This window comes from Rhizobium sp. A37_96 (genome assembly GCF_053521765.1).
The window spans coordinates 372,315-397,624 of sequence record NZ_JBNWDS010000004.1 but is presented as its reverse complement, the minus strand read 5'-3'; the positions used below and the strand labels follow the sequence as shown (position 1 = coordinate 397,624).

The 25,310-nt window shown below is 62.0% G+C and carries 21 protein-coding genes and 1 riboswitch; of the genes, 12 read left to right on the top strand and 9 right to left on the bottom strand.

From position 1 onward, the window contains the following. Together ACQZ6J_RS15610 and phbB are read left to right on the top strand one after the other, a co-directional pair. The coding region (locus tag ACQZ6J_RS15610; RefSeq protein WP_449084717.1) for a hypothetical protein at positions 1-96 on the top strand (96 nt) is incomplete at its 5' end. Positions 97-195: 99 nt separating this feature from the next. Next, positions 196-921 carry an acetoacetyl-CoA reductase gene (gene phbB, locus ACQZ6J_RS15605; protein WP_449084702.1) on the top strand — a complete coding sequence of 242 codons (726 nt, stop codon included), beginning with the start codon at positions 196-198 and terminating at the stop codon, positions 919-921. 142 nt (positions 922-1,063) lie between these two features. On the opposite strand, the gene ACQZ6J_RS15600 is transcribed toward phbB, so the two are convergent. The 3 genes from ACQZ6J_RS15600 to ACQZ6J_RS15590 form a co-directional block, all read right to left on the bottom strand. Then, on the bottom strand, positions 1,064-1,237 hold the full coding sequence (locus ACQZ6J_RS15600; protein WP_204326575.1) for a hypothetical protein: 174 nt from the start codon (positions 1,235-1,237) through the stop codon (positions 1,064-1,066). A gap of 152 nt (positions 1,238-1,389) precedes the next feature. After that, positions 1,390-1,644, bottom strand: a complete 255-nt coding sequence (locus ACQZ6J_RS15595; RefSeq protein ID WP_112341591.1) for a YMGG-like glycine zipper-containing protein — start codon at positions 1,642-1,644, stop codon at positions 1,390-1,392. A gap of 46 nt (positions 1,645-1,690) precedes the next feature. Further along, positions 1,691-1,846: a DUF3309 family protein gene (locus ACQZ6J_RS15590; RefSeq protein WP_163987244.1), complete on the bottom strand. Its 156-nt coding sequence runs from the start codon at positions 1,844-1,846 to the stop codon at positions 1,691-1,693. A gap of 1,267 nt (positions 1,847-3,113) precedes the next feature. On the opposite strand from ACQZ6J_RS15590, the gene ACQZ6J_RS15585 reads away from it, so the two are divergent. The 5 genes from ACQZ6J_RS15585 to ACQZ6J_RS15565 all read left to right on the top strand — a co-directional run bounded on the left by ACQZ6J_RS15585 (position 3,114) and on the right by ACQZ6J_RS15565 (position 9,446). After that, on the top strand, positions 3,114-6,254 hold the full coding sequence (locus ACQZ6J_RS15585) for a helicase-related protein (protein WP_449084701.1): 3,141 nt from the start codon (positions 3,114-3,116) through the stop codon (positions 6,252-6,254). A gap of 3 nt (positions 6,255-6,257) precedes the next feature. After that, entirely contained in the window at positions 6,258-6,662 is a 405-nt protein-coding gene (locus tag ACQZ6J_RS15580; protein WP_163987242.1) for an RNA-binding S4 domain-containing protein, read from the top strand. Positions 6,663-6,868: 206 nt separating this feature from the next. Beyond that, on the top strand, positions 6,869-7,207 hold the full coding sequence (gene fdxA, locus ACQZ6J_RS15575) for a ferredoxin FdxA (RefSeq protein WP_163987241.1): 339 nt from the start codon (positions 6,869-6,871) through the stop codon (positions 7,205-7,207). Between the two features lie 397 nt (positions 7,208-7,604). After that, a complete protein-coding gene (locus ACQZ6J_RS15570; RefSeq protein WP_163987240.1) occupies positions 7,605-8,177 on the top strand; it encodes a CarD family transcriptional regulator in 573 nt (190 codons plus the stop codon). A 405-nt stretch (positions 8,178-8,582) separates the two neighbouring features. Further along, positions 8,583-9,446 carry an RNA polymerase factor sigma-32 gene (locus ACQZ6J_RS15565; RefSeq protein WP_163987239.1) on the top strand — a complete coding sequence of 288 codons (864 nt, stop codon included), beginning with the start codon at positions 8,583-8,585 and terminating at the stop codon, positions 9,444-9,446. A gap of 41 nt (positions 9,447-9,487) precedes the next feature. Here ACQZ6J_RS15565 and ACQZ6J_RS15560 read toward each other — a convergent pair whose 3' ends face one another. The 5 genes from ACQZ6J_RS15560 to ACQZ6J_RS15540 form a co-directional block, all read right to left on the bottom strand. Beyond that, the gene (locus ACQZ6J_RS15560) at positions 9,488-11,020 is read right to left on the bottom strand and encodes a M48 family metalloprotease (RefSeq protein ID WP_163987238.1); all 1,533 of its coding nucleotides are present in this window, start codon (positions 11,018-11,020) and stop codon (positions 9,488-9,490) included. A gap of 270 nt (positions 11,021-11,290) precedes the next feature. Then, positions 11,291-12,019: a thiamine ABC transporter ATP-binding protein gene (locus ACQZ6J_RS15555; protein ID WP_449084700.1), complete on the bottom strand. Its 729-nt coding sequence runs from the start codon at positions 12,017-12,019 to the stop codon at positions 11,291-11,293. Then, positions 12,012-13,649: a thiamine/thiamine pyrophosphate ABC transporter permease ThiP gene (gene thiP, locus ACQZ6J_RS15550; protein ID WP_449084699.1), complete on the bottom strand. Its 1,638-nt coding sequence runs from the start codon at positions 13,647-13,649 to the stop codon at positions 12,012-12,014. The genes ACQZ6J_RS15555 and thiP overlap by 8 nt, the downstream gene beginning before the upstream one ends. 10 nt (positions 13,650-13,659) lie before the next feature. Beyond that, on the bottom strand, positions 13,660-14,688 hold the full coding sequence (thiB, locus tag ACQZ6J_RS15545) for a thiamine ABC transporter substrate binding subunit (protein ID WP_449084698.1): 1,029 nt from the start codon (positions 14,686-14,688) through the stop codon (positions 13,660-13,662). Between the two features lie 50 nt (positions 14,689-14,738). Next, a riboswitch (TPP riboswitch) is annotated at positions 14,739-14,855 on the bottom strand. A 71-nt stretch (positions 14,856-14,926) separates the two neighbouring features. Further along, positions 14,927-16,462 (bottom strand): MDR family MFS transporter, encoded by a 1,536-nt coding sequence (locus ACQZ6J_RS15540; RefSeq protein WP_163987234.1) that lies wholly within the window; start codon positions 16,460-16,462, stop codon positions 14,927-14,929. Positions 16,463-16,629: 167 nt separating this feature from the next. Here ACQZ6J_RS15540 and ACQZ6J_RS15535 point away from each other — a divergent pair, with 167 nt between their 5' ends. The 5 genes from ACQZ6J_RS15535 to ACQZ6J_RS15515 all read left to right on the top strand — a co-directional run bounded on the left by ACQZ6J_RS15535 (position 16,630) and on the right by ACQZ6J_RS15515 (position 24,383). After that, positions 16,630-17,157 carry a MarR family winged helix-turn-helix transcriptional regulator gene (locus ACQZ6J_RS15535; RefSeq protein WP_163987233.1) on the top strand — a complete coding sequence of 176 codons (528 nt, stop codon included), beginning with the start codon at positions 16,630-16,632 and terminating at the stop codon, positions 17,155-17,157. A 72-nt stretch (positions 17,158-17,229) separates the two neighbouring features. Next, positions 17,230-17,883: a thiamine diphosphokinase gene (locus tag ACQZ6J_RS15530; RefSeq protein ID WP_449084697.1), complete on the top strand. Its 654-nt coding sequence runs from the start codon at positions 17,230-17,232 to the stop codon at positions 17,881-17,883. A 2-nt stretch (positions 17,884-17,885) separates the two neighbouring features. Next, entirely contained in the window at positions 17,886-19,715 is a 1,830-nt protein-coding gene (locus ACQZ6J_RS15525) for an ABC-F family ATP-binding cassette domain-containing protein (RefSeq protein ID WP_449084696.1), read from the top strand. 310 nt (positions 19,716-20,025) lie between these two features. Beyond that, complete coding sequence (locus ACQZ6J_RS15520; RefSeq protein WP_449084695.1) at positions 20,026-21,207, top strand: efflux RND transporter periplasmic adaptor subunit; 1,182 nt, start codon at positions 20,026-20,028, stop codon at positions 21,205-21,207. Then, complete coding sequence (locus ACQZ6J_RS15515) at positions 21,204-24,383, top strand: efflux RND transporter permease subunit (RefSeq protein WP_163987229.1); 3,180 nt, start codon at positions 21,204-21,206, stop codon at positions 24,381-24,383. The genes ACQZ6J_RS15520 and ACQZ6J_RS15515 overlap by 4 nt, the downstream gene beginning before the upstream one ends. A gap of 195 nt (positions 24,384-24,578) precedes the next feature. Here the strand turns inward: ACQZ6J_RS15515 and ACQZ6J_RS15510 are convergent, their stop codons facing one another. After that, complete coding sequence (locus ACQZ6J_RS15510; protein WP_163987228.1) at positions 24,579-25,307, bottom strand: SIS domain-containing protein; 729 nt, start codon at positions 25,305-25,307, stop codon at positions 24,579-24,581. Between the last annotated feature and the right edge of the window lie 3 nt (positions 25,308-25,310).

Here is a 25,310-nt window from a genome sequence, read left to right as displayed (position 1 = left end):
CTGTTCGAAATGAAGCGTCGTGGCGCCCGCAAGGGGCTCGCCACGCTGTGCATCGGCGGCGGCATGGGTGTCGCCATGTGCTTCGAGGCGCTCTGAAGCGTCTCGTAAGGGATTTTCCAGAAGAAGCGGTGAAAGCGGGGCGGGCGATCCGATGTTCGGGCGTCCCGTCTCCGCGACAACAAAGGGGAGTGGCACATGAGCAGAGTGGCATTGGTAACCGGAGGAACGCGCGGCATCGGCGCGGCCATTTCGATGGCGCTGCACAATGCGGGCTATAAGGTGGCGGCGACCTATGCCGGCAACGACGAAAAGGCCCGGGCTTTCCATGATGTGACCGGTATCTCCGTCCATAAGTGGGACGTGACCGACTACGAGGCCTGCGGCAAGGGCATCGCCAAGGTCGAGCACGATCTCGGCCATGTCGAGATCCTGGTCAACAATGCCGGCATTACCCGCGACGCCATGTTCCACAAGATGACGCCGCAGCAATGGCATGAGGTCATCAACACCAACCTTACCGGCCTGTTCAACATGACCCATCATGTCTGGCAGGGGATGCGCGACCGCAGCTTCGGCCGCATCATCAACATCTCCTCGATCAACGGTCAGAAAGGGCAGATGGGGCAGGCGAACTATTCGGCCGCCAAGGCCGGCGATCTCGGCTTCACCAAGGCCCTCGCGCAGGAGGGCGCCGCCAAGAACATTACCGTGAATGCCATCTGCCCCGGCTATATCGGCACGGAGATGGTGCTTGCCGTGCCGGAAAAGGTGCTGAACGAACGCATCATCCCGCAGATCCCCGTGGGGCGGCTGGGCGAGCCTGAGGAAATTGCCCGCGTGGCGGTGTTCCTTGCCAGCGACGATGCCGGTTTCATCACGGGATCGACGATCAGCGCCAACGGCGGCCAGTTCGTCGTCTAAGGCAATTCCAGGAAAATCGCGTGGCGGTTTTCCATGCGCAATTGCATAAGGCAAAGAAATCGAAAGGCTCGGCGATTCCATGAAGCGCCGAGCCTTTTTTCGTCGATTGCGTCTCAAACGGGATTGCCGGGCCAGCCGGCGATCATCCGCGTCTTGAATGCGCCTGCTGTCTCTGTCGCGGCTTGAATTCGAGGATGACGGCGTCCAGCGCCACCTCCCGCTTCTCCTTGTCCCGCGCCCTTATCGCGCATCCGAGCGCGTAGAAAGTGGTTCCGATCAGCACAAATGCTGCAATGCTTGCGATGATTGCGGCCATGGTGCCGGTCCTTTCTCAAAACACTGCTTGCTCCCCGCGATGGATAGCGCGGAAAGAGGATCGTCTTTCAGACACTGGTGTTTCCCGAGTTTGGGCCAGAGGCCGGTGGTCGTGACCGGTCGCCTGTTGCGGCCGGTCACAAGAACCCGGTCTTAGCGGCAACGGGCCTCATAGCGGTGACCATAGCGGTCGCGATAGATGCAGTAGCCGCGGCGCTCGTGCGAGCGTCCGATAAGGTTGCCGACGACGCCGCCGGCCACGGCGCCGACAGCCGCCCCGCCCCAGCTATGCGTGGCCACGCCGCCGATCAGGGCGCCGGTGCCGGCGCCGATGGCTGTGCCTTTTTCCGTTGCAGTGCACGACGCCAACGCGCCGACGAGGGCGATCGCGACGATGATCTTCTTCATAGTGTTAGCTCCCTGGTGTTGCGAAGTTTGAACAATAACCTGCGGATCAGATCCGCCCCATCAACAACAAAATGAGGACAATGACGAGAACAAGCCCGAGACCGCCTGATGGACCGTACCCCCATGCGCGGCTGTAACCCCAGTTGGGAAGTGCGCCGACCAGCAGCAGAATCAGTATGACAAGCAATACCGTACCAAGCATGATATGTCTCCTCCATGTCCGTCGCTTGACTGCTACGCCGGCATCCATGTTCGATGCGGCGTCATGTTTCAGCGGCTTCAGTTCAAATCTATTCCCAGTGATGGGCGGAGTTTCTCAATTCTGCTCATAGAAACTTGCGGCCCCGACAATTGTTCCGGCTAAGAAATAAAAATGCCGGTAAGCAGCCGCCTCAATGGTCAGCGAAAGGTTAACGCGACAGCGCGGCGCAGCGGCGGCGAGAACAGCGCGAGACCTGTTTCTATGGTTAAAATATGATTAAAATACAATGGGTTGCGGTGAACGAAACGGGAAAGGCCGAATGTCTGTGATTCGTCGATGATTCGTTCCTTGTTTGGACTTTTGTTAATATCGGGGCTTTCCGGCGCACTTGGCCGCGCGCCGGAAGAGCAACGCAGATGAAAGCGGGATCGCCGAAAAGTGGTGGTTCCTGCGCTGATTGGTTAATTTGCCGCGCACTCGCCATCAAAGCCGGCGCCCGTGCCGTTCTTCATGTAGCGATGCTGTCCCGGCGGGACACGACATGTAGCCGTGAACAAAGACGATACCTGCGACGATCCGCGATTCGTCACCGATTCGTTCCGGCTTTGATCGAAGCGTTAACGGATGCACCTTATGGGTGTATTTGTTGATTCATTATAGTTCCGCTCGCTAAAAGATCGGCCGCAATCACAGATTCGGCCGGAATCCGCGGCTCAACCATTCGGAGTCCGGCAAATTCCCACCGGAAAACGCTAGATGTTGTGGAGAACAAAAGCGGAATAATGTGGAATCCGCGATTCGTCGCCGATTCGTTCCGGCTTTGGCCCGTTTCCTGGCGCCTTCGTCCAGTTTGTAGAAATTATAAAATTTTACAAATAATTAACCATGTCGCGACGTAAATTTTCGGGCATTCCGGATTCGTTGCTTGACTCTCATTTCCACGAAAAAGACGTCGAAACGCGATTCAGCATCTGGTAGAAATCTTCCCCCGAAAATCCATATGTTGTAGTGAACAAATAAAGAACTATAAAGAGTCAGCGATTCGTCGCCGATTCGTTCCCAGGCTGTTCCGGAATCTCCGGGACTCGTATGGGATGCAGCGTAAATGTAGCTTGTGGTTGAGACGACCAATTATGAAATCGATTGTTGCCGCATCTGTTTTTTTATTCAGGTCTTGCCTTTGTCACATATGGTCGTCATCTGTTCGTTTCCTCCAAGAGGAACTCGCAGATCGGAAGACGGCGGTTTCTCGCCCATGCACGGACCCATGACTCAGACTTCGCAGCCTATGATCCTGAGCGGACGCGGCGTGACCGCGGTGCTCGGACCGACCAATACCGGCAAGACCCATTATGCCATCGAGCGCATGGTGGCACACGGCAGCGGCGTGATCGGCCTGCCGTTGCGGTTGCTTGCCCGCGAGGTCTATACGCGCGTGGTCGAGAAGGTCGGGGCTCAGCATGTCGCGCTGGTGACGGGCGAGGAGAAGATATCGCCGCCGAATGCGCGCTTCTCCGTCTGCACGGTCGAGGCCATGCCGCGCGAGACGCGCGCCTCCTTTGTCGCCATCGACGAGGTGCAGCTTGCCGGCGACCTGGAGCGCGGACATATCTTCACCGACAGGATCCTGCATCTGCGCGGCCGGGACGAGACCCTGCTGCTCGGCGCCGGTACGATGCGGCCTATCCTCGAGCAGCTGCTGCCCGGGATCACCGTCCTTGAACGGCCGCGACTGTCGCATCTCTTCTATGCCGGCCAGAAAAAGATCACCCGCCTGCCGCAGCGCACGGCGATCGTCGCCTTTTCCGCCGACGAGGTCTATGCGATCGCGGAGCTCATCCGCCGCCAGCGCGGCGGCGCCGCCGTCGTCCTCGGCGCGCTGAGCCCGCGCACCCGCAACGCGCAGGTGGCGCTCTACCAGGCCGGCGACGTCGAGTATCTGGTTGCGACCGATGCGATCGGCATGGGCCTCAATCTCGACGTCGATCATGTCGCCTTTGCCCAGGATCGCAAGTTCGACGGTTACCAGTTCCGCAACCTCAATCCCGCCGAGCTCGGCCAGATCGCCGGCCGTGCCGGCCGTCATCTCAAGGACGGCACCTTCGGCGTCACGGGACAGGTGGATCCGTTCGACGACGAATTGGTGCGCCGGATCGAGGGGCATGAATTCGACATGGTGAAAGTGCTGCAATGGCGCAGCAAGGATCCGGATTTCGCCTCGATCGCGGCGCTGCGTGCAAGTTTGGAAGACGCGCCACGCGTGCAGGGCTTGACGCGGGCGCTGCCTGCGGTAGACCAGCAGGCATTGGAATATCTGTCACGCGATCTGGAGATAGTCGATCTTGCCAGCAGCCCGGCTCGGGTTGAGAAATTGTGGGAGGCCTGTGCGCTTCCCGACTATCGGCGCATTACGCCTGCCCAGCATGCCGATCTCATTGCCGCCCTCTTTTCCGACCTTGTGCGTTATGGCACGGTAAAAGAGGACTTCCTTGCCGAACAGGTGCACCGCGCCGATCGGACGGATGGCGAGATCGACACGCTTTCGGCGCGAATCGCGCAGATAAGGACTTGGACCTATGTGTCGAACCGGCCCGGCTGGCTTGCCGATCCGACACACTGGCAAGAAAAGACGCGGGAAATCGAAGATCGATTGTCCGACGCGTTACATGAGAGGTTGACGAAACGCTTTGTTGATCGCAGGACATCTGTGCTCATGAAGCGCCTGAGAGAGAATGCGATGCTGGAAGCTGAAATCAGTGTGAATGGGGATGTCTTCGTTGAGGGACATCATGTGGGACAATTGACCGGATTCCGGTTCACGCCTATCGCGGGAACGGAGGGGCCGGACGCCAAGGCTGTCCAGACTGCCTCGCTGAAGGCGCTTGCGCTGGAGTTCGAGGCACGCGCGGCGCGCATGCATGCGGCCGGTAACAGCGATCTTGCGATCAGCGCCGATGGTCTCGTGCGCTGGCTCGGCGATCCTGTTGCGCGCCTGTCGGGTAGCGATCATATCATGCGTCCGCGCGTCATCCTGCTCGCCGACGAGCAGTTGACCGGCAATGCGCGCGATCATGTCGCGGCGCGCATCGAGCGCTTCGTGAATCATCATATCAGCACGATCCTGAAGCCGCTCGACGATCTGTCGCGCGCCGAGGATCTGCAGGGGCTGGCCAAGGGGCTGGCTTTCCAGCTGGTCGAGAATCTGGGTGTCCTGTTCCGCCGCGACGTCACCGATGAAGTGAAGTCGCTGGATCAGGATGCGCGCGCCTCCATGCGCCGTTACGGCATCCGCTTCGGCGCCTACCATATCTTTGTGCCCGCGTTGCTGAAGCCGGCCCCGGCCGAACTCATCACGCTGCTCTGGGCCCTGAAGAATGACGGCCTGGACAAGCCGGGCTATGGCGATCTCATTCCGGTTCTCGCCGCTGGCCGCACCTCGGTCGTCACCGATCCGAGCTATGAGCGCATGTTCTACAAGCTTGCGGGCTTCCGGTTCCTCGGCAAGCGCGCGGTGCGCATCGATATCCTCGAGCGCCTGGCGGACCTCATCCGCCCGCTGCTGCAGTGGAAGCCCGGCCAGGCTTCGCGCCCCGAGGGCGCCTATGATGGCCGCCGCTTTACGACGACGACCTCGATGCTCTCCATCCTCGGCGCGACGCTTGAGGATATGGAAGAGATCCTCAAGGGTCTTGGCTATCGTGCCGATGCCGTGAAGGCCGAAGAGGCGACAGCCTTCCTCGCGCAGCAGGATGCGACCGCAAGCGCGGCCGCGCCGGCGCCGGCCGCGGATGCTGCCGTTGAAAAGGCCGATCACGACGACGCCGATGCCGTGACCGACGAGCCGGCTAAGGAGACGGAAGTCGCTGCCCCGGAAACGGCTGGACAGGAAACGACAGTTGCCGGCGATGCGCCTGCCGAAGCCGCTCCCGCGGCTGCAGAGGTCAGCGTGGTCGCCGATGCGGCTGTCGAACCGACGGAGCCGAAGCCGGTTCTGCTCTGGCGTCTGGGTGGCCGCAACGACCATCAGCAGCGTCAGGGTGGCCGGGGTCATGGTGACCGTCGCGGCCAGCAGGGCGAGGGTCGCGGTCATCAAGGCAATCGCCGCAGCGGTGGCGAGCAGGCGGCTGGCGAAGGCAACCGCGAGGGACGCGACCGTCGCGACGGTCGTGAAAATCGCGGTGGCGACAAGGGTCCGCGCGGCAATCGCGAGGGCGGACGTCCGCAGCATCAGGGCAACCGTGGTGAGCGGGGCGAGCGTCAGGAACGCAACGATCGGAACGACCGCAACAATCGCGGCGCTTCGCAGCCGTTGCGCTTCGAGGCCAAGCCGCCGCGCAAGGAAAAGCCGATCGATCCGGATTCTCCTTTCGCCAAGCTCGCTGCCCTCAAGGAGCAGATGAAGAAATAAGCCATGACGGACGAGAAACAGCCATTTTCCGGTTCGCGTCAGCGCATCGACAAATGGCTGTTCTTTGCCCGCATGGTGAAATCCCGCTCGCTGGCGCAACTCTATGTGCAGAACGGCAGCGTGCGGGTGAATGGCGAGCGAGTGGTGCAGCCGAGCCATGGCGTCAAGGCAGGCGACCGCATCGAACTCTCGCTGGAGCGGCGCAACGTCGTTCTGGTCGTGCGCGGCTCCGGCGAGCGCAGGGGGCCTTTCGAGGAAGCGAAGCTGCTTTATGACGATCTGACGCCGCCGGCGGATGAGACAAAACGCCTCACCGCTTTCGAGCAGGCTTTGAGGATGCCGGGCACTGGAAGGCCCACGAAACGCGATCGTCGTGCAATTGATCGCCTCACCGCCGACGACGATTAGAAAACTCTGCCTGTCACAGGCGGTTTTCAAGATTGTTTGTCCTTGAAATTGGCTGATAAAGTCGATACCTCACGATCAACCTGCCGGTAACCAGCTGGACGGCGCGTTTGCGCATGACGCATCCGTTTGCCCGTTCGGCTCCGCGGCGAAGTGCGACGTTCCAGGTTGCGCATCCGCGGAAGCTAGAGTCATTCCTGGAGTGCTTCATGACATATGTCGTGACTGACAATTGCATCCGCTGCAAATATACCGATTGCGTGGAAGTCTGCCCTGTCGACTGCTTCTACGAAGGCGAGAACTTCCTCGTCATCCATCCCGACGAATGCATCGATTGCGGCGTCTGCGAGCCGGAATGTCCCGCCGAGGCGATCAAGCCCGATACGGAGCCGGGCCTCGACAAATGGCTGAAGATCAATGCGGAATATGCCGCCATCTGGCCGAACATCACGGTCAAGCGCGACGCGATGCCGGAGGCCAAGGAGATGGATGGCGAACAGGGCAAGTTCGAGAAATACTTCTCGACAAATCCTGGCGCCGGCGATTGATCGAAGGCCGTGACAGGCTTTCGATAAAGGTGTAGTCGATATCGCAGACAGCGAATCACTGCCGTTGGGCTGCAGGGCGGCCAACGTGACCTTTTTGGCGCGCGTGCAGCAAATTATTGATTTCCTCAGATTTTTGTGATAGGTTCCTCATACTGATCCACTGCGGCATTTCGCATGCCCAAAACCATCACGAAAGCAAATCACCAATCCGTACGCGGTTTCCTTGACATATCAACGTTTTGTGTTGTCGGGTCCCGGATCGCGATGGATGGTTTCTTTTTGCATAAGTCTGGCTGGACCAGGATGAAGTGACCCGACGGTACGTCCGTCTCATCCGGGCCTGACTGACCCGGCCCCCGGCCCCAACCGGGCGCGTAACAGGGAGTTTTTGAAAAGAATGACGACCCAGCAGAAAAAACCTTCAGCAGCACGCCATGGCTTCAAGACTGGCGAAGCGATCGTTTATCCGGCCCACGGCGTCGGCACGATCACTGCGATCGAAGAACAAGAAGTCGCAGGCATGAAGCTCGAGCTGTTCGTAATCGATTTCGAGAAAGACAAGATGCGTTTGAAGGTGCCGGTGGCAAAGGCCATGAGCATTGGCATGCGCAAGCTTTCCGAAACGGATTTCGTCGAGCGGGCGCTGAAGGTCGTGCAGGGCAAGGCCCGCGTGAAGCGTACCATGTGGTCGCGCCGCGCCCAGGAATACGATGCCAAGATCAATTCGGGCGATCTGATCTCGATCGCGGAAGTGGTTCGCGATCTTTATCGCGCCGAGAACCAGCCTGAGCAGTCCTATTCCGAACGCCAGCTCTACGAAGCTGCGCTCGATCGCATGGCCCGGGAAATTGCCGCCGTCAACAAGATGTCGGAAACCGAAGCCGTTCGCCTTGTCGAGGCCAACCTCAACAAGGGTCCGAAGCGCGGCAAGGCTGTCGAGGAAGACGATTCCCAGGACGAAGCCGCATAAGGCCAAGGCGCCACATACCGCTTCAAAAAACCCGGCCTTCGCGCCGGGTTTTTTCTTTGGAACCTTTTTTGTGCTGCCGCGTTTAAGCTTCGTGTTGACGGTCGGTGTGGGCGCGCTCCTGTGGGAGATATGTCCGGATGGCCGTTTCATTGACATTCACGAGGACCGGCCCATGCGTTTTCATCCGAAGCCCCCCGGCGATCTGAAGATGCTTCAATCGTCAGATCCGTTCGCTGAGATCGAACTAGACTAGTCATCGATTGTCCGGCGAACCGGGTATCGGTCTCCGTTTTGCATTTCATTCATTGATTTCCATCCGAACAGCGATGTTCGGAAACGCTGCTTGCTGCCCTTTTCGTCGACCGCGGCATAGAGACGATTTGAGGCCGAACCTAGGAGATGCGTATGACGAATATGTCTGCAGATCGGCGCATGATCAAAGTTGCCATGGCTGCTCCCTATCTCGATCGCGACGAAGAGCATGATCTTGCCATACGCTGGAAGGATCACGACGATCGGGGTGCCCGCAATCAGATCGCAACCGCCCATATGCGCCTCGTCATCTCCATGGCGGGGAAATTCCGCAATTTCGGATTGCCGATGAGCGATCTCGTCCAGGAAGGTTATGTGGGACTGCTGGAAGCGGCCGCCCGCTTCGAGCCGGAACGGGAGGTTCGCTTCTCGACCTATGCAAGCTGGTGGATCCGCGCTTCGATCCAGGATTATATCCTGCGCAACTGGTCGATCGTGCGCGGCGGTACGAGTTCGGCGCAAAAGGCGCTGTTCTTCAATCTTCGCCGCCTGCGCGCCAAGCTCGCGCGCAGCAATTCGAGCGTTACCGTCCAGTCGATCCATGAGGAAATCGCAGTTGCGCTCGGCGTCAGCCTTGCCGATGTGCAGACGATGGATGCGCGCCTTTCCAGCAGCGATACCTCGCTGCAGGCGCCGTCGATATCGGGCGATTCCGAAAGCGCGGAACGGATCGATTTTCTTATCAGCGACGAGCCGCTTCCGGACGAACAGGTTTCCGACATGATCGACGGCGAGCGCCGCCGCATCTGGCTCGCCTCGGCGTTGAAACATCTCAACGAGCGCGAGATGAAGATCATCCAGGCGCGACGCCTGGTCGAAGACGGAGCGACGCTCGAGGAGCTCGGGGCCGATCTCGGCATTTCCAAGGAGCGTGTGCGCCAGATCGAAAGCCGCGCGATGGACAAGCTCCGCAACGCGCTGGTGGATGCGGATCCCCGCATGGCAAGCTACGCCTGAGCGAGGCTTGCCGTCTCGCCTGTGACATGGCGGGCTGACTGTTATTCCGCGATAATCTTGACCTTGTCGCCCGGCGCGATGTTTGCGCCGGTGGGCAGGGCATTGATCAGTTTGAACAGGTCCAGCTTGCGGTCCGTGCCCATCATGCGAGCCGCAAGCGTGGTGATGGTATCGCCGGGCTTGACGGTGACGACGCGAACGCGCAACGGCTTCAGCGACGCAGCCTCGTCCGGCGTCATATGCCGGAAGCTGGCCCTGAGCACATTCGCCGTCTGATCGAGCTGGGCGATATTGCCCTTTGGCACGGCCGTCAGGAAGCGGAAGATCTGCGTGCGGTCGCGGATCACGGTCACATCGAAATCCCAGCGGTCGGCGGAAGCGCGCGCGGTTGCGGCCGGCATGCCGTTGACGGTGATCGACTTGATCGAGGAGGGATCGAGACCCGTCACCCAGCCGCTGGAAATATAATTCGTCAGGTTCTGGTTCGCCGTGTCGGCAACGCCGTCGAAGCGGATGGCGATATCGCCGGGTCCGGTCGCCATCACGGCCTCGACCTTGTTGTCGATGCGGAAGTCGGGCGGCACGTCGAAGCGGATTCCAAGGCCGCCATGCAGGAAGGTCTGGCCGCGTACATAGCCTTCCTCGGGGCTGTCGCCATAGAGCAGGCCGTCGATGCCGTTCAGATAATAGTCGCGGCCGGTGTCGCCGACCTTGCCTTCCTCGCCGAATTCACGCGCATGCGCCTTGGCGAGGTCGATGCGCTGCGGCGTGCTCGGATGGCTCGAAAGGAAGTCCAGGCTCTGGTCCACGTCGGAGTTGGCCGACATGAAGCGGCTGTAGTCCTCCATGGCATTCAGGAAGCGGGCGGCGGCATAGGGATCGTAGCCGGCCTGGCCAAGCGTGCGGATGCCGATTTCGTCGGCCTGCAATTCCTGCTGGCGCGAGAAGGCGGCAAGGCGCAGCTTGCCGCGGGCGAGCGCCTGCTTGCCGGCCAGATCGCTCGACAGGACCTCGGCGACGACGCGGCTGGCGATGACCTCGGCCTCCTCGCGCTTCTGCCGTTCGATGCCGTGGTTGGCGGTGACGTGGGCCATTTCGTGCGACAGCACGGCGGCGACCTCCGAAGCGTCGTTGGCAAGCGCCAGCAGGCCGCGCGTCACATAGAGATAGCCGCCCGGCAGCGCGAAGGCGTTGATCGAGGGCGAATTGAGAATGGTGATGCGGTACGATTGCTGCGGATTTTCCGACACGCTGGTCAGGGCGCCGGCGATGCGGGCAACCAGCCGCTCGGTCTTGGCATCCTTGTATTCGCCGCCATAGCTCGCAAGGATGCGCGGATGCTCGCGGGCGCCCATCTGGGCACGCGGATCGTTCTTCTGCACCTCGGAGACGATTTGCGGGTTGGCGGAAGGCGAAACGCTCGGCTGATAGGATTGGTCCAGCACCGTCTGGCAGCTGTCCAATATGATCGCGGCGGCAAGGAGAGGGACAAGGCGGCGCAAATAGGCTGCGACGGTCGCACTTTTCCTTCGTTCTGCTCGCTGGCTCTGCTTCAGTACCTGTATCCTACTCATTTCGCTGCCATGCCGGCTCGGCGCCATATCCGGTTGATCGTTACCGGGCCGATCATTGTCGTGCGCCGATAAAGGTTGCTTCCACCCCCATCGATCCGCATCTACCCGGACGGTCTCCACCCCTTGCTGTAGCCGATTTGGGCACCGGTTGCATAGCGAGACTCCGTTTAAATGTGGCAGCGTTGTATTTTAGCAAGCATTTCCCAGGACTTTCAGCCGCCCGTCGCGACGAAATTAAGGCAAAGCCGGCGCCAAGATGCCGCGTCGCATTCAATGCTGCAAAAATGTGGTCAGGGCCGGAATGCCGTCTGTCTCCAGGAAGGTTTCGATGGGGGCTGCAAGCCTGATCGTACCGCCATCGATGAAGACGGCATGATCGGCAAGCCGCCGTACCTCGGCCGGATCGTGCGAGACGATCAGCACGGTATTGCCGGTCTCGCGATGGAGGGTTTTCAGAAGTTCGACCATGCCGGAGCGCAGGCCGGGATCGAGCGCCGCGAAGGGTTCGTCCAGCAGCAGGATGGGCTTGTCGCGCACCAGCGCGCGGGCGAAGGCGGCACGCTGCCGTTCGCCGCCGGAGAGCGTGCCCGGCTTGCGCTTTTCGAAACCGGGCAGGCCGACGCGCGCGAGTGCTTCGGAAACCCTTTGACGGTCCTGCGCGGAGAGCTTCAACGAGGGGCTGATGCCAAGGCCTATGTTGGTGAACAGATCGAGATGGGCAAAGAGATTGTTGTCCTGAAAGACGAGGGACACCGGCCGTTCGGCGGGGTGCAGGCCTGTCACGTCCTGTCCCGCCAGCAGCACCCGGCCGCGATCGGGCTGCTCGAAACCGGCCAGCAAATTGAGGAAGGTCGATTTGCCGGCTCCCGACGGTCCGGCGACGGCGATGATCCTGCCTTGCGGCAATGCGCAGTCGAAGCGGAAATCATGCATGCCGAGGCGCAGCTCGACGCCGGCCATGGCGATGCCTTGTTCCTTCATGTCATTGCGGTCAGTCATGTCGCCTGCTTTCATGGTCGCCCGTGCCCTGGCCCGCTGTCCCGGCAATGGTGAGGAGAAGGCAGACCAGGCCGAGGATCAAGGCATATCCATCGGCGTCGTTCGTGCGGTAGCTGCCGAGCTTGCTGTAGACCAGCCAGGGCAAGGTCATCAGGCTGCTGGAGCCGAAGAGCGCCACGGCGCCGAGATCGCCGAGCGAAAGGGCCATGGCAAAGGATAGGGCCGTGAAGAACGGCTTGCGCAGGCTCGGCCAATCGATCAGGCGAAGGCGAGACATCCCGCGAAGGCCGAGGCTGGCCGCCAGCCGCCCGGTGCGACTGACATGGACGGCGTAGGCCGGCTCGACGACGCGGATGACGAAGGGAAGCGCCATCAGCGCATTGACGATCACGATGAGGACGGCTGCGAATTCGCCGGGATCGCCCAGCGGCCGAAGCGCCAGGAACCAACCGGTTGCCAGCACGATCGGCGGGACGAGCAGGATGAGCGACGAGCTTCCGCTCAACGCGATCGCCAGGCCGCGCAAGCTGATTGTCTTGCGGCGATCCGCCGATATCACCGATCGGGCGCGAATAATCGCCAAGGATGTCAGGACAGCGAGAAGCCCGGCGGCGAAGGCGATGGCAAGGCTCGTGACGGCCGCCTGCAGGAAAATCGGCTGGATAGCCAGCTTCGGAAGGTTCGCCTCCAGGCCGGCAACGACGACCGAAGCGAGCGGCAGGCCGAGAAAGAGCGCCGCCGCCGACAGCAGCGCGGCATCGACCCATCGGGCTGCCGGCATCTGCCCGTCGATGCGTCGCAGTGTGCGGCCGCTCGTCAGGCCGTGATCGTCGGGCGAGCGGAACAGCGTCATGGCGCCGAGGATCGCGACCGTGACGACGATCTGCAGCAGCGACAGCATCACGGCGCGGGCGGGATCGAAATCGAAGCGGAGCGCCTGATAGATTGCCACTTCAAGCGTGGTCGCAGCCGGACCGCCGCCGAGAATCAGAACCAGCGTGAAACTGGTGGCGCAGAGCATGAAGATCAGGCCGGCAATGCCGGGAATGAGGCCCCGCAAGACAGGCCATTCGATGAAGCGGAAGACCGAGATGGGCCGCATGCCGAGCCCGCCGGCCACAAGCCAGTATTCCGCCGGCACGCGTTCCAGTCCGGCCAGCATCAGCCGGCATGCGAGCGGCATGTTGAAGAAGACGTGCGCCAGCAGGATGCCGGTAAGGCCATAGATGCTGACGGGCTGCGACAGGCCGATCGCGGCAAGCGCCTGATTGAGCAGCCCCTGCCGGCCCCATATGCCGAGCAGGCCGAGCGCGCCGATCAGCACCGGCAGGCCCATCGGCACGGCCATCAGCCGGATGAGCCACAGCCGGCCGGGGAAACGCGGCTGACGTGCCAATGCGCGGGCCACCGGTATGGCAAGCACGACGGAGAGCAGCGTCGAAAGCGTCGCCTGCAGCAGCGTGAAACGCAGGACGCGCAGCAGGTAGGGATCCGCCAGCGTGGTTTCGCCGCCGGACTCGATGCCGGCGGCAAGCAGGACGAGCACGGCAACCCCGACGAAGAGCACGATGCCGGCGAGGCTGAGCGCCCCGCCGGAAATGGCGCGTCTTCTTTCGGATGCCGTCAGCATGGTCAGGACGTCAGTTGCCGCTGGTGGCGGTCAGCCATTCGTCGATCCAGGCCTTGCGGTTCTTGTCGACGTCGGCGGGGCTCATCAGGAAAGTCTTCGTCGGCACGACGAGCTTGCTGAAGGCATCCGGCAGTGGCTCGGAGGTTGCCGAGACCGGCATCATCCAGTTGCTGGTGGGGATGATGTCCTGGAAGCCGGGAGAGACCATGAACTTCAGGAAATCGCGGGCGAGCTCCTTGTTCGGCGAGGCCTTGATGAGGCCGGCGACCTCGATCTGGATGTAATGTCCTTCCGAGAAGGCGGCGGCCTGGTAGCGGTCGGTCTTGTCCTCGATCATGTGATAGGCCGGCGACGTCGTGTAGGAGAGCACCATCGGCGCTTCGCCCTTGGTGAAAAGGTCGTAGGCTTCCGACCAGCCGGGGGTTACCGTCAGGATACGGCCCTTGAGCTTGGCCCAGGCATCTGCCGCCTTGTCGCCATAGATCGACTTGACCCAGAGCAGCAGGCCGAGTCCCGGTGTCGAGGTGCGCGGATCCTCGATGACGATTTTCTGCGAGGGATCGCCCTCGACGAGATCCTTCATGCTCTTAGGCGGATTCTTGACCGTCTGGCTGTCGTAGATGACGGCGAAATGGCCGTAGTCGTAGGGCACGAAGACGTCGTCCTTGAAATCGCCGGGAACCTTGAGGGCCGACGTGTCGACACCGCTCACATCGAAGAGGCCGGTATCCTTGGCCTCGTCGACAAGATTGGTGTCGAGGCCGAGAACGACGTCGGCCTTGGTGCCCGCACCCTCCAGCTTGAGGCGGGAGAGCAGCGCCACGCCGTCGGTGACGCTGACATAATTGACCGTGCAGCCGCAGGTCTTTTCGAAAGCGGCCTTGACCTTGGCGCCCGGACCCCAATCGGCAGTGAAGCTCTCATAAGTGTAGATGGTCAGGGTCTTGTCGGCCGCTGCAGCAGGCTGCATGGCGAAAAGGGTCGTTCCGGCGGCAAGGGCCAGGCCGGCGAAGAATGACAATAGCGAACGGTCTTGCATGACAGCGCCTCCTTTTTGGTTTCGTCTTGAAGGGGAAAAGGGCGCTATGATTTCGTCACGCGTCTAATCCCTCCGCCGGTGTTAGCCGGATCAGGTTCCGCGGGTTGGCCGGTCAAAGCCTCTCAGCCAGATGTCCGGTAGGACATAAGGCACCCCGTTAGAGCGTCGGCAGATTTAGCCTTGTGATGAAGGGATGACAAGGGAAATGATTCCCTTGTCGATTGCAGGCGGGAGGGCGCTACTCGGCGGCGTGCGCGGCGGCCGGGCTTTCGAATTTCTTCGTTGCGCCGGGAAGCTGCACATTCTTCAGCGTCAGCGCCGTCAGAAGGCCGAGCAGGCAGATGCCCGCGGCCGTCATGAACAGCGGGCTGAAAGCGCTGGCATAGGCGTTGGCGACGGCTTCGCGGGTCGCCTCCGGCAATGCGGCCATCATTTTCGGCGTCAGTTCCTCGATGTCGGAGACGCCGGCTATGGAGACGCCGACATTGCCGAGCTTGGCGGCGATGATGGCGCCATAGATGGAGATGGCGATGGAGGCGCCGCCCATGCGCGACAGCGTGACGGCGCCGGTCGCAGCGCCGACGTCGCGGGCCGAGGCCGCATTCTGCACGCCGATGACCGGAACCTGCTGTGCCAGGCCGATGCCGATGCCGTGCAGGAGCATCAGGCCGCCGATGAAGACGATGGGCGTGCCCGCATGGACGAAGGCGAGCGAGGCAAATGCGATGGTGCTGCAGGCGGCGCTGGCGACGGCGAAGGGCTTGTAGCGCCCTTTTGCCGCGATCAGCCGGCCGGCGGACAGCGAGCCGCAGACGAGGCCTCCGGTCAGCAGAATGAACAGCAGCCCTGCCATCGAAGGCGAGAGGCCCGTCGTCGTCTGCAGGAAGAGCGCGAAATAGTTGACCATGCCGATGGCAACCGCGCCGCTGGTGATCGAGATGACCAGCAGCAGGCCGAATGTCGGATTGCGGAACAGCGTCATCGGCACGATCGGTTCCGGCGCGCGGCGCTCGATGAAGACCCAGGTTACGGCGCAGATCACGCCGAAGGCGATGATGCCGAGGCATTGCGGCGACAGCAGCGATCCGAAGAGCTCGGTGCCGTCGGCGGCAAGCACGATGCTCGTCGTCGTCAAGGCAAGGACGATGGCGCCGGCGTAATCGATCTTCGGGCGGCGGGCCGGCTTGCGATAGGGAAGCATGAAAGCAAGGCCAGCGAGCACGACGAAGCCGATCGGCACGTTGACGAGGAAGATCGAGCGCCAGCCGAACAGATCGCTCATGGTGCCGCCGAGTACGGGGCCGATGGCGCCGGAGGCCATCAGCACCAGGCTCGAATAGCTCTGGTAGCGGGCGCGCTCGCGGGGCTCGAAAAGGTCGGCGTTGACGGCGAAGATCGACACCATGATACCGCCGCCGCCGAAGCCCTGCAGCACGCGGGCGGCAATCAGCGTATTCATCGACACGGCAAGGCCGCAGACGGCGGAGCCGATGGTGAAGATGGCGATTGCCGTCATCATCACATATTTGCGGCCGAAGAGATCGCCGAGCTTGCCGTAGACCGGCATGACGGCTGAGAGCGAGAGAAGATAGGCGGATCCGATCCAGCCGAAGCGCTCCAGATGCCCGAACTCACCGACGATCGTCGGAAGCGCCGTCGATACGATCTGGTTGTCGAGTGTCGCCATGAACATGGCAGTCATCAGAAACAGGAAGAGGATAAGCCGCCGTTTATGATCCGCCACGAGCGGCGCGAACGTTGTCTGCATGTCCATGGAGCAAGAAATCCGAGCTTGGCCGAAACGCTGCGCGGTCGATCGAATGCGCGGGGCGCCCCGGTTTTCATACTTGAGATATATGTGCCATTAGCATATAATTGTCAATGACAAGTGAATGCTGTTTGCATGTTTTATTTCCTTTCTCCCTCTGATATGGTGGAAAGATGACATCCGCGACGAATACACGAGAAGTTGAAGCCCAGCCGCCGACCGAAGACGAGAATCTTCTGCGCATCGGCCATGCGATGACGCGCATGCGCCTGCTGACCGGCCGGCGCATGATTGGCAGGCTCGCCATCCAGAGCGTTGCGCCCGGGCTTGAGCTTTCGCATCTCGACGTGCTCGATGTGGTGAGGCAGGCGGAGGCGACGGGCGAGGTCACCGTCGGGACGATCGCCGAGATGGTCCGCATCGATCCGTCGCGGGCAAGCCGCATCGTTGCCGACATGGTGGCCCGTGGCGTCCTGCGCCGCAAGGCGTCGCAAGCCGATGCGCGGCGTATCGTCGTGGTGCTCACCGCCCTTGGCCAGAGGCTGCTGTCGGAAATCCAGGCGCAGAAATATTCCGTCATCGGCAGCATCTTTGCCGATTGGACGCCGGAGGAAATCGAAAGCTTCTCGCTGCTGTTCGACCGATACGTCACCGGCTACGAGCAGGTTTTCCAGGCGCGCCTCAAGGAAACGGACGACTGAACGCCCGGCACGGTCGTTCTTGCGTATGGCGCTCTTCCCTAGGGACATGACTTTGCGCTATGGGCTTGGCCCATGAGCCAGTCCACCACCTTCACCATTCTGCTCGGCGGCGAGCTTCGCCTGACGGAGCGATTGCGCGCCGCCGTTGCCGGCAGCCGCTTCATCGCAGCCGATGGCGGCATGCGCCACGCGGTTGCTCTCGGGGTGGAGCCCGAACTCTGGGTCGGCGATTTCGATTCCACGCCCGCCGATCTGCAGGACGCCTTTCCGGATGTTCCGAAACAGCCCTATCCGGCGGCAAAGGCCGCGACGGATGGCGAGATTGCCGTTTCCGAGGCGATCCAGCGCGGCGCCGTCAGGCTCATCCTCGTGGGCGCCATGGGCGGTGAGCGGTCCGACCATGCGATCCAGCACCTGCTCTATGGCGTTCATCTGGCCGAAAAAGGCCTCGACGTGTTGCTGACATCCGGCGACGAGGAGGCCGTGCCGCTTCCGCCGGGCGATCTCACGCTCGCACTGCCGGCCAGCTCGCTGTTTTCGGTCCTTGGCTTCAGCGATCTGACGGGCCTTTTCATCGAGAATGCCCGATATCCCTTGCGTGATTTTCATTTGCCCTTCGGCGCATCGCGCACCATTTCCAACGTGGCGGAAGGCGATGTGCGTTTTTCGCTCGGCAGCGGCAGGGCGATCGTTCTTGCCCGCCCTTATGACCTTACCGGAGTCTGATCTTGGCCCCTCCCATTCTGAAACTCGACGACATCTTCCTGAGCTTTGGCGGTGCGCCTTTGCTCGCCGGTGCCCGTCTGCAGGTGGAGCCGGGCGACAAGATCTGCCTTGTCGGCCGCAACGGGTCGGGCAAGTCGACGCTCTTGAAGATCGCCGCCGGCCTCGTCGAGGCGCAGTCGGGCGAGGTGTTCCGCCATCCGTCCTCGACCGTGCGCTATCTCGAACAGGCGCCGGATTTCGCGGGCTATAAGACGGTCGCAGCTTACGCGGAATCCGGCCTTGGCCCAGGCGATGACCCTTACCGGGTAACTTACCTGCTGTCTCATCTCGGCCTGACCGGCGAAGAAGACCCGAACAATCTTTCGGGCGGCGAGGCCCGTCGTGCCGCACTTGCGCGCGTTCTGGCGCCGGAGCCGGATATCCTGCTGCTCGACGAACCCACCAACCATCTGGACCTGCCGACCATCGAGTGGCTGGAAGGCGAGCTGCAGAAGAGCCGCAGCGCGCTCGTGCTCATTTCGCACGACCGCCGCTTTCTGGAGAAAGTCTCGACCGCGACCGTCTGGCTCGACCGAGGCACCTCGCGCCGGCTTGACCGGGGTTTTGCTTACTTCGAAGCCTGGCGCGATCAGGTGCTTGAGGCCGAAGAGCTGGAACAGCACAAGCTCGGCAAGCAGATCGAGCGCGAGGAACACTGGCTGCGCTATGGCGTGACGGCGCGGCGCAAGCGCAACATGCGCCGGCTCGGCGAACTGCAGGACATGCGGTCCCGTTATCGCGGCCACAAAGGAGCCTTGGGCACCGTGCAGGCGGCTGCGTCCGATGCGCAGGAAAGCGGCAAGCTGGTGATCGAGGCGGACAAGATCACCAAGGCGTATGATGATCGCGTCATCGTCGCGCCGTTCTCGATCCGCGTGCATCGCGGCGATTGCATTGGTCTCGTCGGCCCGAACGGCGCGGGCAAGACCACGCTGCTGAAGATGCTGACCGGCCAGCTGGAGCCGGACAGCGGCACGGTGAAGCTCGGCACCAATCTGGAAATCGCGACACTCGACCAGAAGCGCGAGGAGCTGAACCCGGAAGACACGCTCGCCAACTATCTGACCGACGGTCGCGGCGAGAACCTGCTCGTCAACGGCGAGCAGCGGCATGTGACCGGCTACATGAAGGAATTCCTGTTCCAGCCGGAGCAGGCGCGTACGCCGATCAAGAATCTCTCCGGCGGCGAGCGTGCCCGTCTGATGCTGGCTCGCATCCTGTCGCGGCCGACCAATCTCCTGATCCTCGACGAGCCGACCAACGATCTCGACATCGAGACGCTGGACCTGCTGCAGGAAATCGTTTCCGGCTTTGCCGGCACGGTCATCCTCGTCAGCCACGACCGCGATTTCCTCGACCGCACCGTGACCTCGACGATCGCGCCCGCCAATCCGGAAGATCCGGATGGGCGCTGGATCGAATATGCCGGCGGCTATTCCGATATGCTCGCTCAGCGCAAGGGCGCCATAGAGGAGCGCAAGCGGGCGGAAAAGGCGGCCGAGAAGCCAAAGTCGGCCGAAGCCGCGGCCTCCGGCGGCGATGGCATGAAGGGCAAGGGCAAGCTTTCCTACAAGCAGAAATTCGCTCTCGAGAACCTGCCGAAGGAAATGGCCAAGGCCGAAGCCGAGATTGCCGCCCGCGAGAAGAAGATGGCCGATCCGAACCTGTTCTCCAAGGATCCCGCGACGTTCAACCGCCTTGCGGCGGAGATGGAAAAGCTGCGGGAGGGCCTTGTGGGCATGGAAGAGGAGTGGCTCGAGCTCGAAATGCTGCGCGAGGAGCTGGAGGGCTGAGAGCCCTTGCGCTTTATCCTGATAGCCTCCTTCTCTGCAAGGAAAAACAAGCGGTTGCGGGCATTATCGCTTCATTGCCTGTTGTCGAATTCGATAAACCGTTTATACATGAGCGCGTGGTGCCGGCCCTGAGGCCGGATGATACCCGGGTTGAAGAGACCTGTGGCGCATGTTGGGAAAGTCCGAAGTGACCTGATAGCATTGCGCCAAGTGGCGACAGGTCCTTCGCGGAAAGTTGCAGGCAAATTTCGTGAGCGCTTACCGTGATGACGGCGCTTCTTGCCGTACGCGGTTTTTCGAGGGGGGCTTCATGCCGATGCTGCCGCGTGCCGTTTTGTTCATCTGTCTTACTACCGCTTTTTCGAGTGCTCAGGCCTTGGCGCAGAGCGCTCCGCCGGCCCCACCCGTCACCGTCGCCAAGCCGGTCGTCCGCGAGGTCGTCGACAGCGACGAATTCATCGGGCGCTTCCAGGCGGTCGATGAGGTCTCCGTGCGCTCAAGGGTCGGCGGCTATCTGCAGGAGGTCCATTTCAAGGACGGATCGATGGTCAAGCAGGGCGACCTGCTTTTCGTCATCGACCAGCGGCCCTTCATCACCACGCTGAACGAATCGACGGCGGCGCTGGAAGTGGCGAAATCGTCGCTCACGCTTGCCGATGCGCAGTTCAAGCGCGCCGAATCCCTGGCGACGACGGGCAGCCAGTCGGCATCGACGCTTGATGATCGCCGCCGCGATCTGATTTCCGCCCAGGCAAATGTGCGGGGTGCGCAGGCGACCGTCGACCGCGCCAATCTCGATATGGATTTCACCAGGATCACCGCGCCGCTCAGTGGCCGCATCGACCGCCGGCTGATCTCGGTCGGCAATCTCGTGCAGGCCGACCAGACGGTGCTGACGACCATCGTCTCGCTCGATCCCATCGATTTCTACTTCGATGTCGACGAACGCCGCCTGCTGTCCTATGCCGACGAGGCGCGCAAGAACGGCAGCGCCCTGCAGCAGGGCGGCGGCGGACTTGACGTGGCCGTGACGATTGCCGATTCGCGGCAGAAGCCGTTCAAGGGCAAGCTCGACTTTGCCGAAAACCGCGTCGACAACGAAACGGGCACGATCCGCGTCCGCGCCAGGTTTCCGAACCCCGATCTCGTTCTTCAGCCCGGCCTGTTCGGACGCATCCAGGTGCAGGGATCCAACAGCTACAAGGCGATCCTGGTTCCCGATGAAGCCATCGGCTCGGATCAGAACCAGCGTGTGGTCTATACGGTCGACACCGCGGGCAACGTTACGCCCAAATCCGTGCGTCTCGGGCCGAAACTCTATGGCTATCGCGTCATCCGCGACGGCATGACCGGCGACGAGACGATCGTCGTCAACGGGCTGATGCGTATCCGTCCGGGCGTCAAGGTGACGCCGCAGCTGATCGAGCTGCCGCAACAGGCGACGGATGACGAGCCGCCGGCCCAGGCCGATGCACAGGGGACGAGCCAATGAGGTTTTCCCACTTCTTCGTCGACCGGCCGATTTTCGCGTCGGTCCTGTCCATCATATTGCTGATCGTCGGCGGCATCGCCTATTTCCAGCTGCCGGTGGCGCAATATCCCGAAGTCGCGCCCCCCACGATCGTGGTGCGCACGTCCTATCCGGGCGCCGACGCGCAGACCATCGCCGACACGGTGGCGACGCCGATCGAGCAGGAAGTCAACGGCGTCGAGGACATGCTCTACATGTCCTCCTATTCCAGCGCCGACGGCTCGATGGCTCTGACGATCACCTTCAAGCTCGGCACCGATCTCGACAAGGCGCAGGTGCTGGTGCAGAACCGCGTCGCCATCGCCGAGCCACGCCTGCCCGACGATGTCCGCCGCATCGGCATCACCACGGTCAAGAGCTCGCCCGACCTGATGATGGTCGTGCATCTTCTGTCGCCGAACAATCGCTACGACCAGCTCTACATCTCCAACTACGCCCGCACGCGAATCCGCGACATCCTCGTCCGCCTCGACGGCGTCGGCGATGTGCAGCTCTTCGGCGAGCGGCAATATTCGCTGCGCATCTGGCTCGATCCGCAAAAGCTTGCCGCCTACGGCATGACCGCCGGCGACATCGTTCAGGCGCTGCGAGACCAGAACGTGCAGGTCTCCGGCGGCACGATCGGCGGGCCGCCCGTCTCGGGCACCAATGCCTTCCAATACACGGTGACGACGCAAGGGCGTTTTTCCGATGCGCGGCAATTCCGCTATGTCATCGTCAAAGCGACGGACAACGGCCGTCTCGTGCAATTGCAGGATGTCGCCCGCATTGAGCTCGGCGCGCAGGACTATGTCACCAACAGCTATCTGAACGGCAACCCGGCGGTCGCTCTCGGCGTTTTCGCGCGGCCCGGCACAAATGCGCTTGCCGCCGCCGCCGATATCCAGAAGACCATGCAGGATCTGGCGCAGGATTTTCCGCAGGGTCTCGAATATCGCATCATCTACAACCCGACCGAGTTCATCTCCGAATCGATCACCGAGGTCTACAAGACGATCTTCGAGGCGGCGGTACTGGTTGCCATCGTCGTGCTGGTCTTCCTGCAATCGTGGCGGACGGCGATCATCCCGATCATCGCCATCCCGGTTTCGCTGATCGGCACCTTCGCTTTCCTGCTGGCCTTCGGCTTCTCGCTGAACATGCTGACACTGTTCGGCCTGGTGCTGGCCATCGGCATCGTCGTCGACGATGCGATCGTGGTGGTGGAGAATGTCGAGCGCAATCTCGCGCTCGGCATGACGCCGAAGGAGGCGTCGCATGTAACGATGAACGAGGTGGGCACGGCCGTCCTGGCGATTTCGCTGGTGCTCATCGCCGTGTTCGTGCCGACCGCCTTCATTCCGGGCATTTCCGGGCAGTTCTACAAGCAGTTCGCCGTGACGATTTCGGTCGCGACGGCGATTTCCTGTCTGAACTCGCTGACACTGTCGCCGGCGATTGCCGCGATCGTGCTGCGCCCGCACAGCCACGAGAAATCCAACAACGTCTTCGCCCGCTTCGGCCGGGCCCTGGGCGACGGGTTCAATCGTGGTTTCGAGCGCATGAGCGGCGGCTATTCCTGGATCGTGCGGCACCTCGTCACCACCTGGACGGCTCTCGCCTGCGCGCTTCTCGTCTTTGCCGCGCTGCTGGCCGGCACCTGGTACATGGGCAGGATCGTGCCGCAGGGCTTCGTTCCCACAATGGACCAGGGCTATGCCATCGTCGTCGTCCAGCTGCCTGACGGGGCCTCGCTCGCGCGCACGAATGCCGTCATACAGAGGGCGACCGAGATCATCGACAAGACGCCGGGCATCGCGAATGCGGTCGCCTTCGCCGGCTTCAACGGTGCGACCTTTACCAATGCCTCGAACTCCGGCGTCATCTTCACGCCGTTCAAGCCTTTCGAGGAGCGGCTTAAAACCGGAGATACCGCCACCAAGATCATCGGGTCGCTCTATGGCGGCCTCCAGGGCATTCAGGAGGCCTTCATCATCGCCATTCCGCCGCCCTCGATCCGTGGCGTCGGCAATTCGGGCGGCTTCAAGATGCAGATCATGGACCGCGAAAATCCGGACATGCGCCGCATCCTGCCGCTTGCCTACCAGCTGATGGGGGCCGCCGCGCAGAACAAGGGCGTCAGCGGTGTCTTCACGACATTCTCCGCCAACAGCCCGCAATATTTCCTGGCCATCGACCGCGACAAGGCGCGTGCGCTCAACGTGCCGATTCCGAATATCTTCGAGACGCTGTCGATCAACCTCGGCACATCATACGTCAACGATTTCAATGCTTTCGGTCGCGTCTACCAGGTGAGGGCGCAGGCCGACCAGCAATATCGCATGGAGCGGGAGGATATTCTGGCGCTGAAGGTGCGCTCGGCGACCGGGGCCCTGGTGCCGCTCGGCACTCTGGTCGATATCCGGGACACGACCGGACCGGCGCTCGTGCAGCGCTACAACATGTACGTCTCGGTTCCCGTCCAGGGCAACCCGGGGCCGGGCGTCTCCACCGGTACGGCTCTCGACGTCATGGAGGGGCTGACAAAGAACCTGCTGCCTTCCGGCACGACGTTCGAATGGACGGAACTGGCCTATCAGGAGAAGCATACCGGCAATACGGCGATCTATATTTTCGCCCTGTCGGTCATCTTCGTCTTCCTGGCGCTGTCGGCGCAGTATGAAAGCTGGATCCTGCCGCTTGCCATCATCCTCATCGTGCCGCTGGCGGTTCTGGCGGCGTTGATCGGCGTGCATTTGAGGGGGATGGACAACAACATCCTGACGCAGATCGGCCTGATCGTGCTGATCGGCCTTGCGGCCAAGAACGCGATCCTGATCGTGGAGTTTGCCCGGCAGGCGCAGCTCGAAGGAAAAAGCGCGGTGGAAGCGGCGATCGAGGCCAGCCACCTGCGCCTGCGCCCGATCCTGATGACGGCTTTCGCCTTCATCTTCGGCGTCGTGCCGCTGATGATCGCCACCGGTCCGGGTGCGGAAATGCGTCAGTCGCTCGGCACGGCCGTCTTCTCCGGCATGCTCGGCGTGACGCTGTTCGGCCTGTTCCTGACGCCCGTCTTTTATGTCGTCCTGCGCCGGCGGCGCCAGAAGGTGGAGGCCGCCACACAGGAGCCTTCGGCTACCGACGCGGCGGCGCAATGATATCGGCTAGAGCAATTCCAGGAAAAACGCATCGCGGTTTTCCGTCCGGAATTGCGTAAAAACAAAGGGATAGAGAGTTTTCGCGATTCGAAGAAAAGCGGAAAAGCTCTAAGGCGGCCGAGCGTTTCACGGGAATCGCTCGGCCGCGCCATTTTTCCGTTTTTCCGCAATCAAGGACGGAAATCCGCCAATCGTTCAGAGATGCGGATTGCGCGGCCGGTATTTCCTGACCAGCTGCTGGTTGATTTCCTTGGCGCCCGGCATGTTGGCGCTGAGATAGACCGGCGGATCGCCATCCTTGCAGAGCTCGGCGGCGACATCGGCGAATATGGCATTGAGCACCGTCGTTCCGACGGCCGTCGATGCCGGGCCGACCTTCAAGCCGGTGCGCGGCAGGTCGATCATGGCGTCGCCCGGCGGCAGGCCGTTATCCAGCACGATATCGGCGATATCGGCGAGCTTCCTGCGTCCGTTGGCAATGGCAGCCGAATAGGCAAGCGATGTGATGGCGATGACCGTGGCGCCGATTTCCCGGCCATAGTCCGCCGCTTCGAGTGGAGCGGCGTTGACGCCGGAGTTGGAGGCGATGATCAGCACGTCGCCCGGCTGCATGCCGTAGCGCTCGAAGATCGGGCGGATGAGCCCCTCGGTGCGCTCGTAGACCGAGCTGATGACGGCGCCCTCGTGCAGCATGGCGGATCCCACAAGCACCGGAATGGTGAAGGCGAGGCCGCCGGCGCGATAATGGACCTCTTCCGCCAGCATATGCGAATGGCCGGTGCCGAAGACGTAGACGCGGCGGTCGCCGCGCGCGGCCGCGCAGATGGCTTCCGAAGCCCTGGCCATGGGCTCGGCAAGCGCTTCGCGCAGGGTTTCCAGCCGGCCGATGAGGGCGGAGAAATAGCTGTCCGTGACTGCGGTCATGCC

Bases quoted from the DNA above. Each gene is read 5' to 3' on its own strand.
- phbB (WP_449084702.1), top strand. From the start codon at position 196: ATGAGCAGAGTGGCATTGGTAACCGGAGGAACGCGCGGCATCGGCGCG.
- ACQZ6J_RS15600 (WP_204326575.1), bottom strand. From the start codon at position 1,237: ATGGCCGCAATCATCGCAAGCATTGCAGCATTTGTGCTGATCGGAACC.
- ACQZ6J_RS15595 (WP_112341591.1), bottom strand. From the start codon at position 1,644: ATGAAGAAGATCATCGTCGCGATCGCCCTCGTCGGCGCGTTGGCGTCG.
- ACQZ6J_RS15590 (WP_163987244.1), bottom strand. From the start codon at position 1,846: ATGCTTGGTACGGTATTGCTTGTCATACTGATTCTGCTGCTGGTCGGC.
- ACQZ6J_RS15585 (WP_449084701.1), top strand. From the start codon at position 3,114: ATGACTCAGACTTCGCAGCCTATGATCCTGAGCGGACGCGGCGTGACC.
- ACQZ6J_RS15580 (WP_163987242.1), top strand. From the start codon at position 6,258: ATGACGGACGAGAAACAGCCATTTTCCGGTTCGCGTCAGCGCATCGAC.
- fdxA (WP_163987241.1), top strand. From the start codon at position 6,869: ATGACATATGTCGTGACTGACAATTGCATCCGCTGCAAATATACCGAT.
- ACQZ6J_RS15570 (WP_163987240.1), top strand. From the start codon at position 7,605: ATGACGACCCAGCAGAAAAAACCTTCAGCAGCACGCCATGGCTTCAAG.
- ACQZ6J_RS15565 (WP_163987239.1), top strand. From the start codon at position 8,583: ATGACGAATATGTCTGCAGATCGGCGCATGATCAAAGTTGCCATGGCT.
- ACQZ6J_RS15560 (WP_163987238.1), bottom strand. From the start codon at position 11,020: ATGAGTAGGATACAGGTACTGAAGCAGAGCCAGCGAGCAGAACGAAGG.
- ACQZ6J_RS15555 (WP_449084700.1), bottom strand. From the start codon at position 12,019: ATGACTGACCGCAATGACATGAAGGAACAAGGCATCGCCATGGCCGGC.
- thiP (WP_449084699.1), bottom strand. From the start codon at position 13,649: ATGCTGACGGCATCCGAAAGAAGACGCGCCATTTCCGGCGGGGCGCTC.
- thiB (WP_449084698.1), bottom strand. From the start codon at position 14,688: ATGCAAGACCGTTCGCTATTGTCATTCTTCGCCGGCCTGGCCCTTGCC.
- ACQZ6J_RS15540 (WP_163987234.1), bottom strand. From the start codon at position 16,462: ATGGACATGCAGACAACGTTCGCGCCGCTCGTGGCGGATCATAAACGG.
- ACQZ6J_RS15535 (WP_163987233.1), top strand. From the start codon at position 16,630: ATGACATCCGCGACGAATACACGAGAAGTTGAAGCCCAGCCGCCGACC.
- ACQZ6J_RS15530 (WP_449084697.1), top strand. From the start codon at position 17,230: ATGAGCCAGTCCACCACCTTCACCATTCTGCTCGGCGGCGAGCTTCGC.
- ACQZ6J_RS15520 (WP_449084695.1), top strand. From the start codon at position 20,026: ATGCCGATGCTGCCGCGTGCCGTTTTGTTCATCTGTCTTACTACCGCT.
- ACQZ6J_RS15515 (WP_163987229.1), top strand. From the start codon at position 21,204: ATGAGGTTTTCCCACTTCTTCGTCGACCGGCCGATTTTCGCGTCGGTC.
- ACQZ6J_RS15510 (WP_163987228.1), bottom strand. From the start codon at position 25,307: ATGACCGCAGTCACGGACAGCTATTTCTCCGCCCTCATCGGCCGGCTG.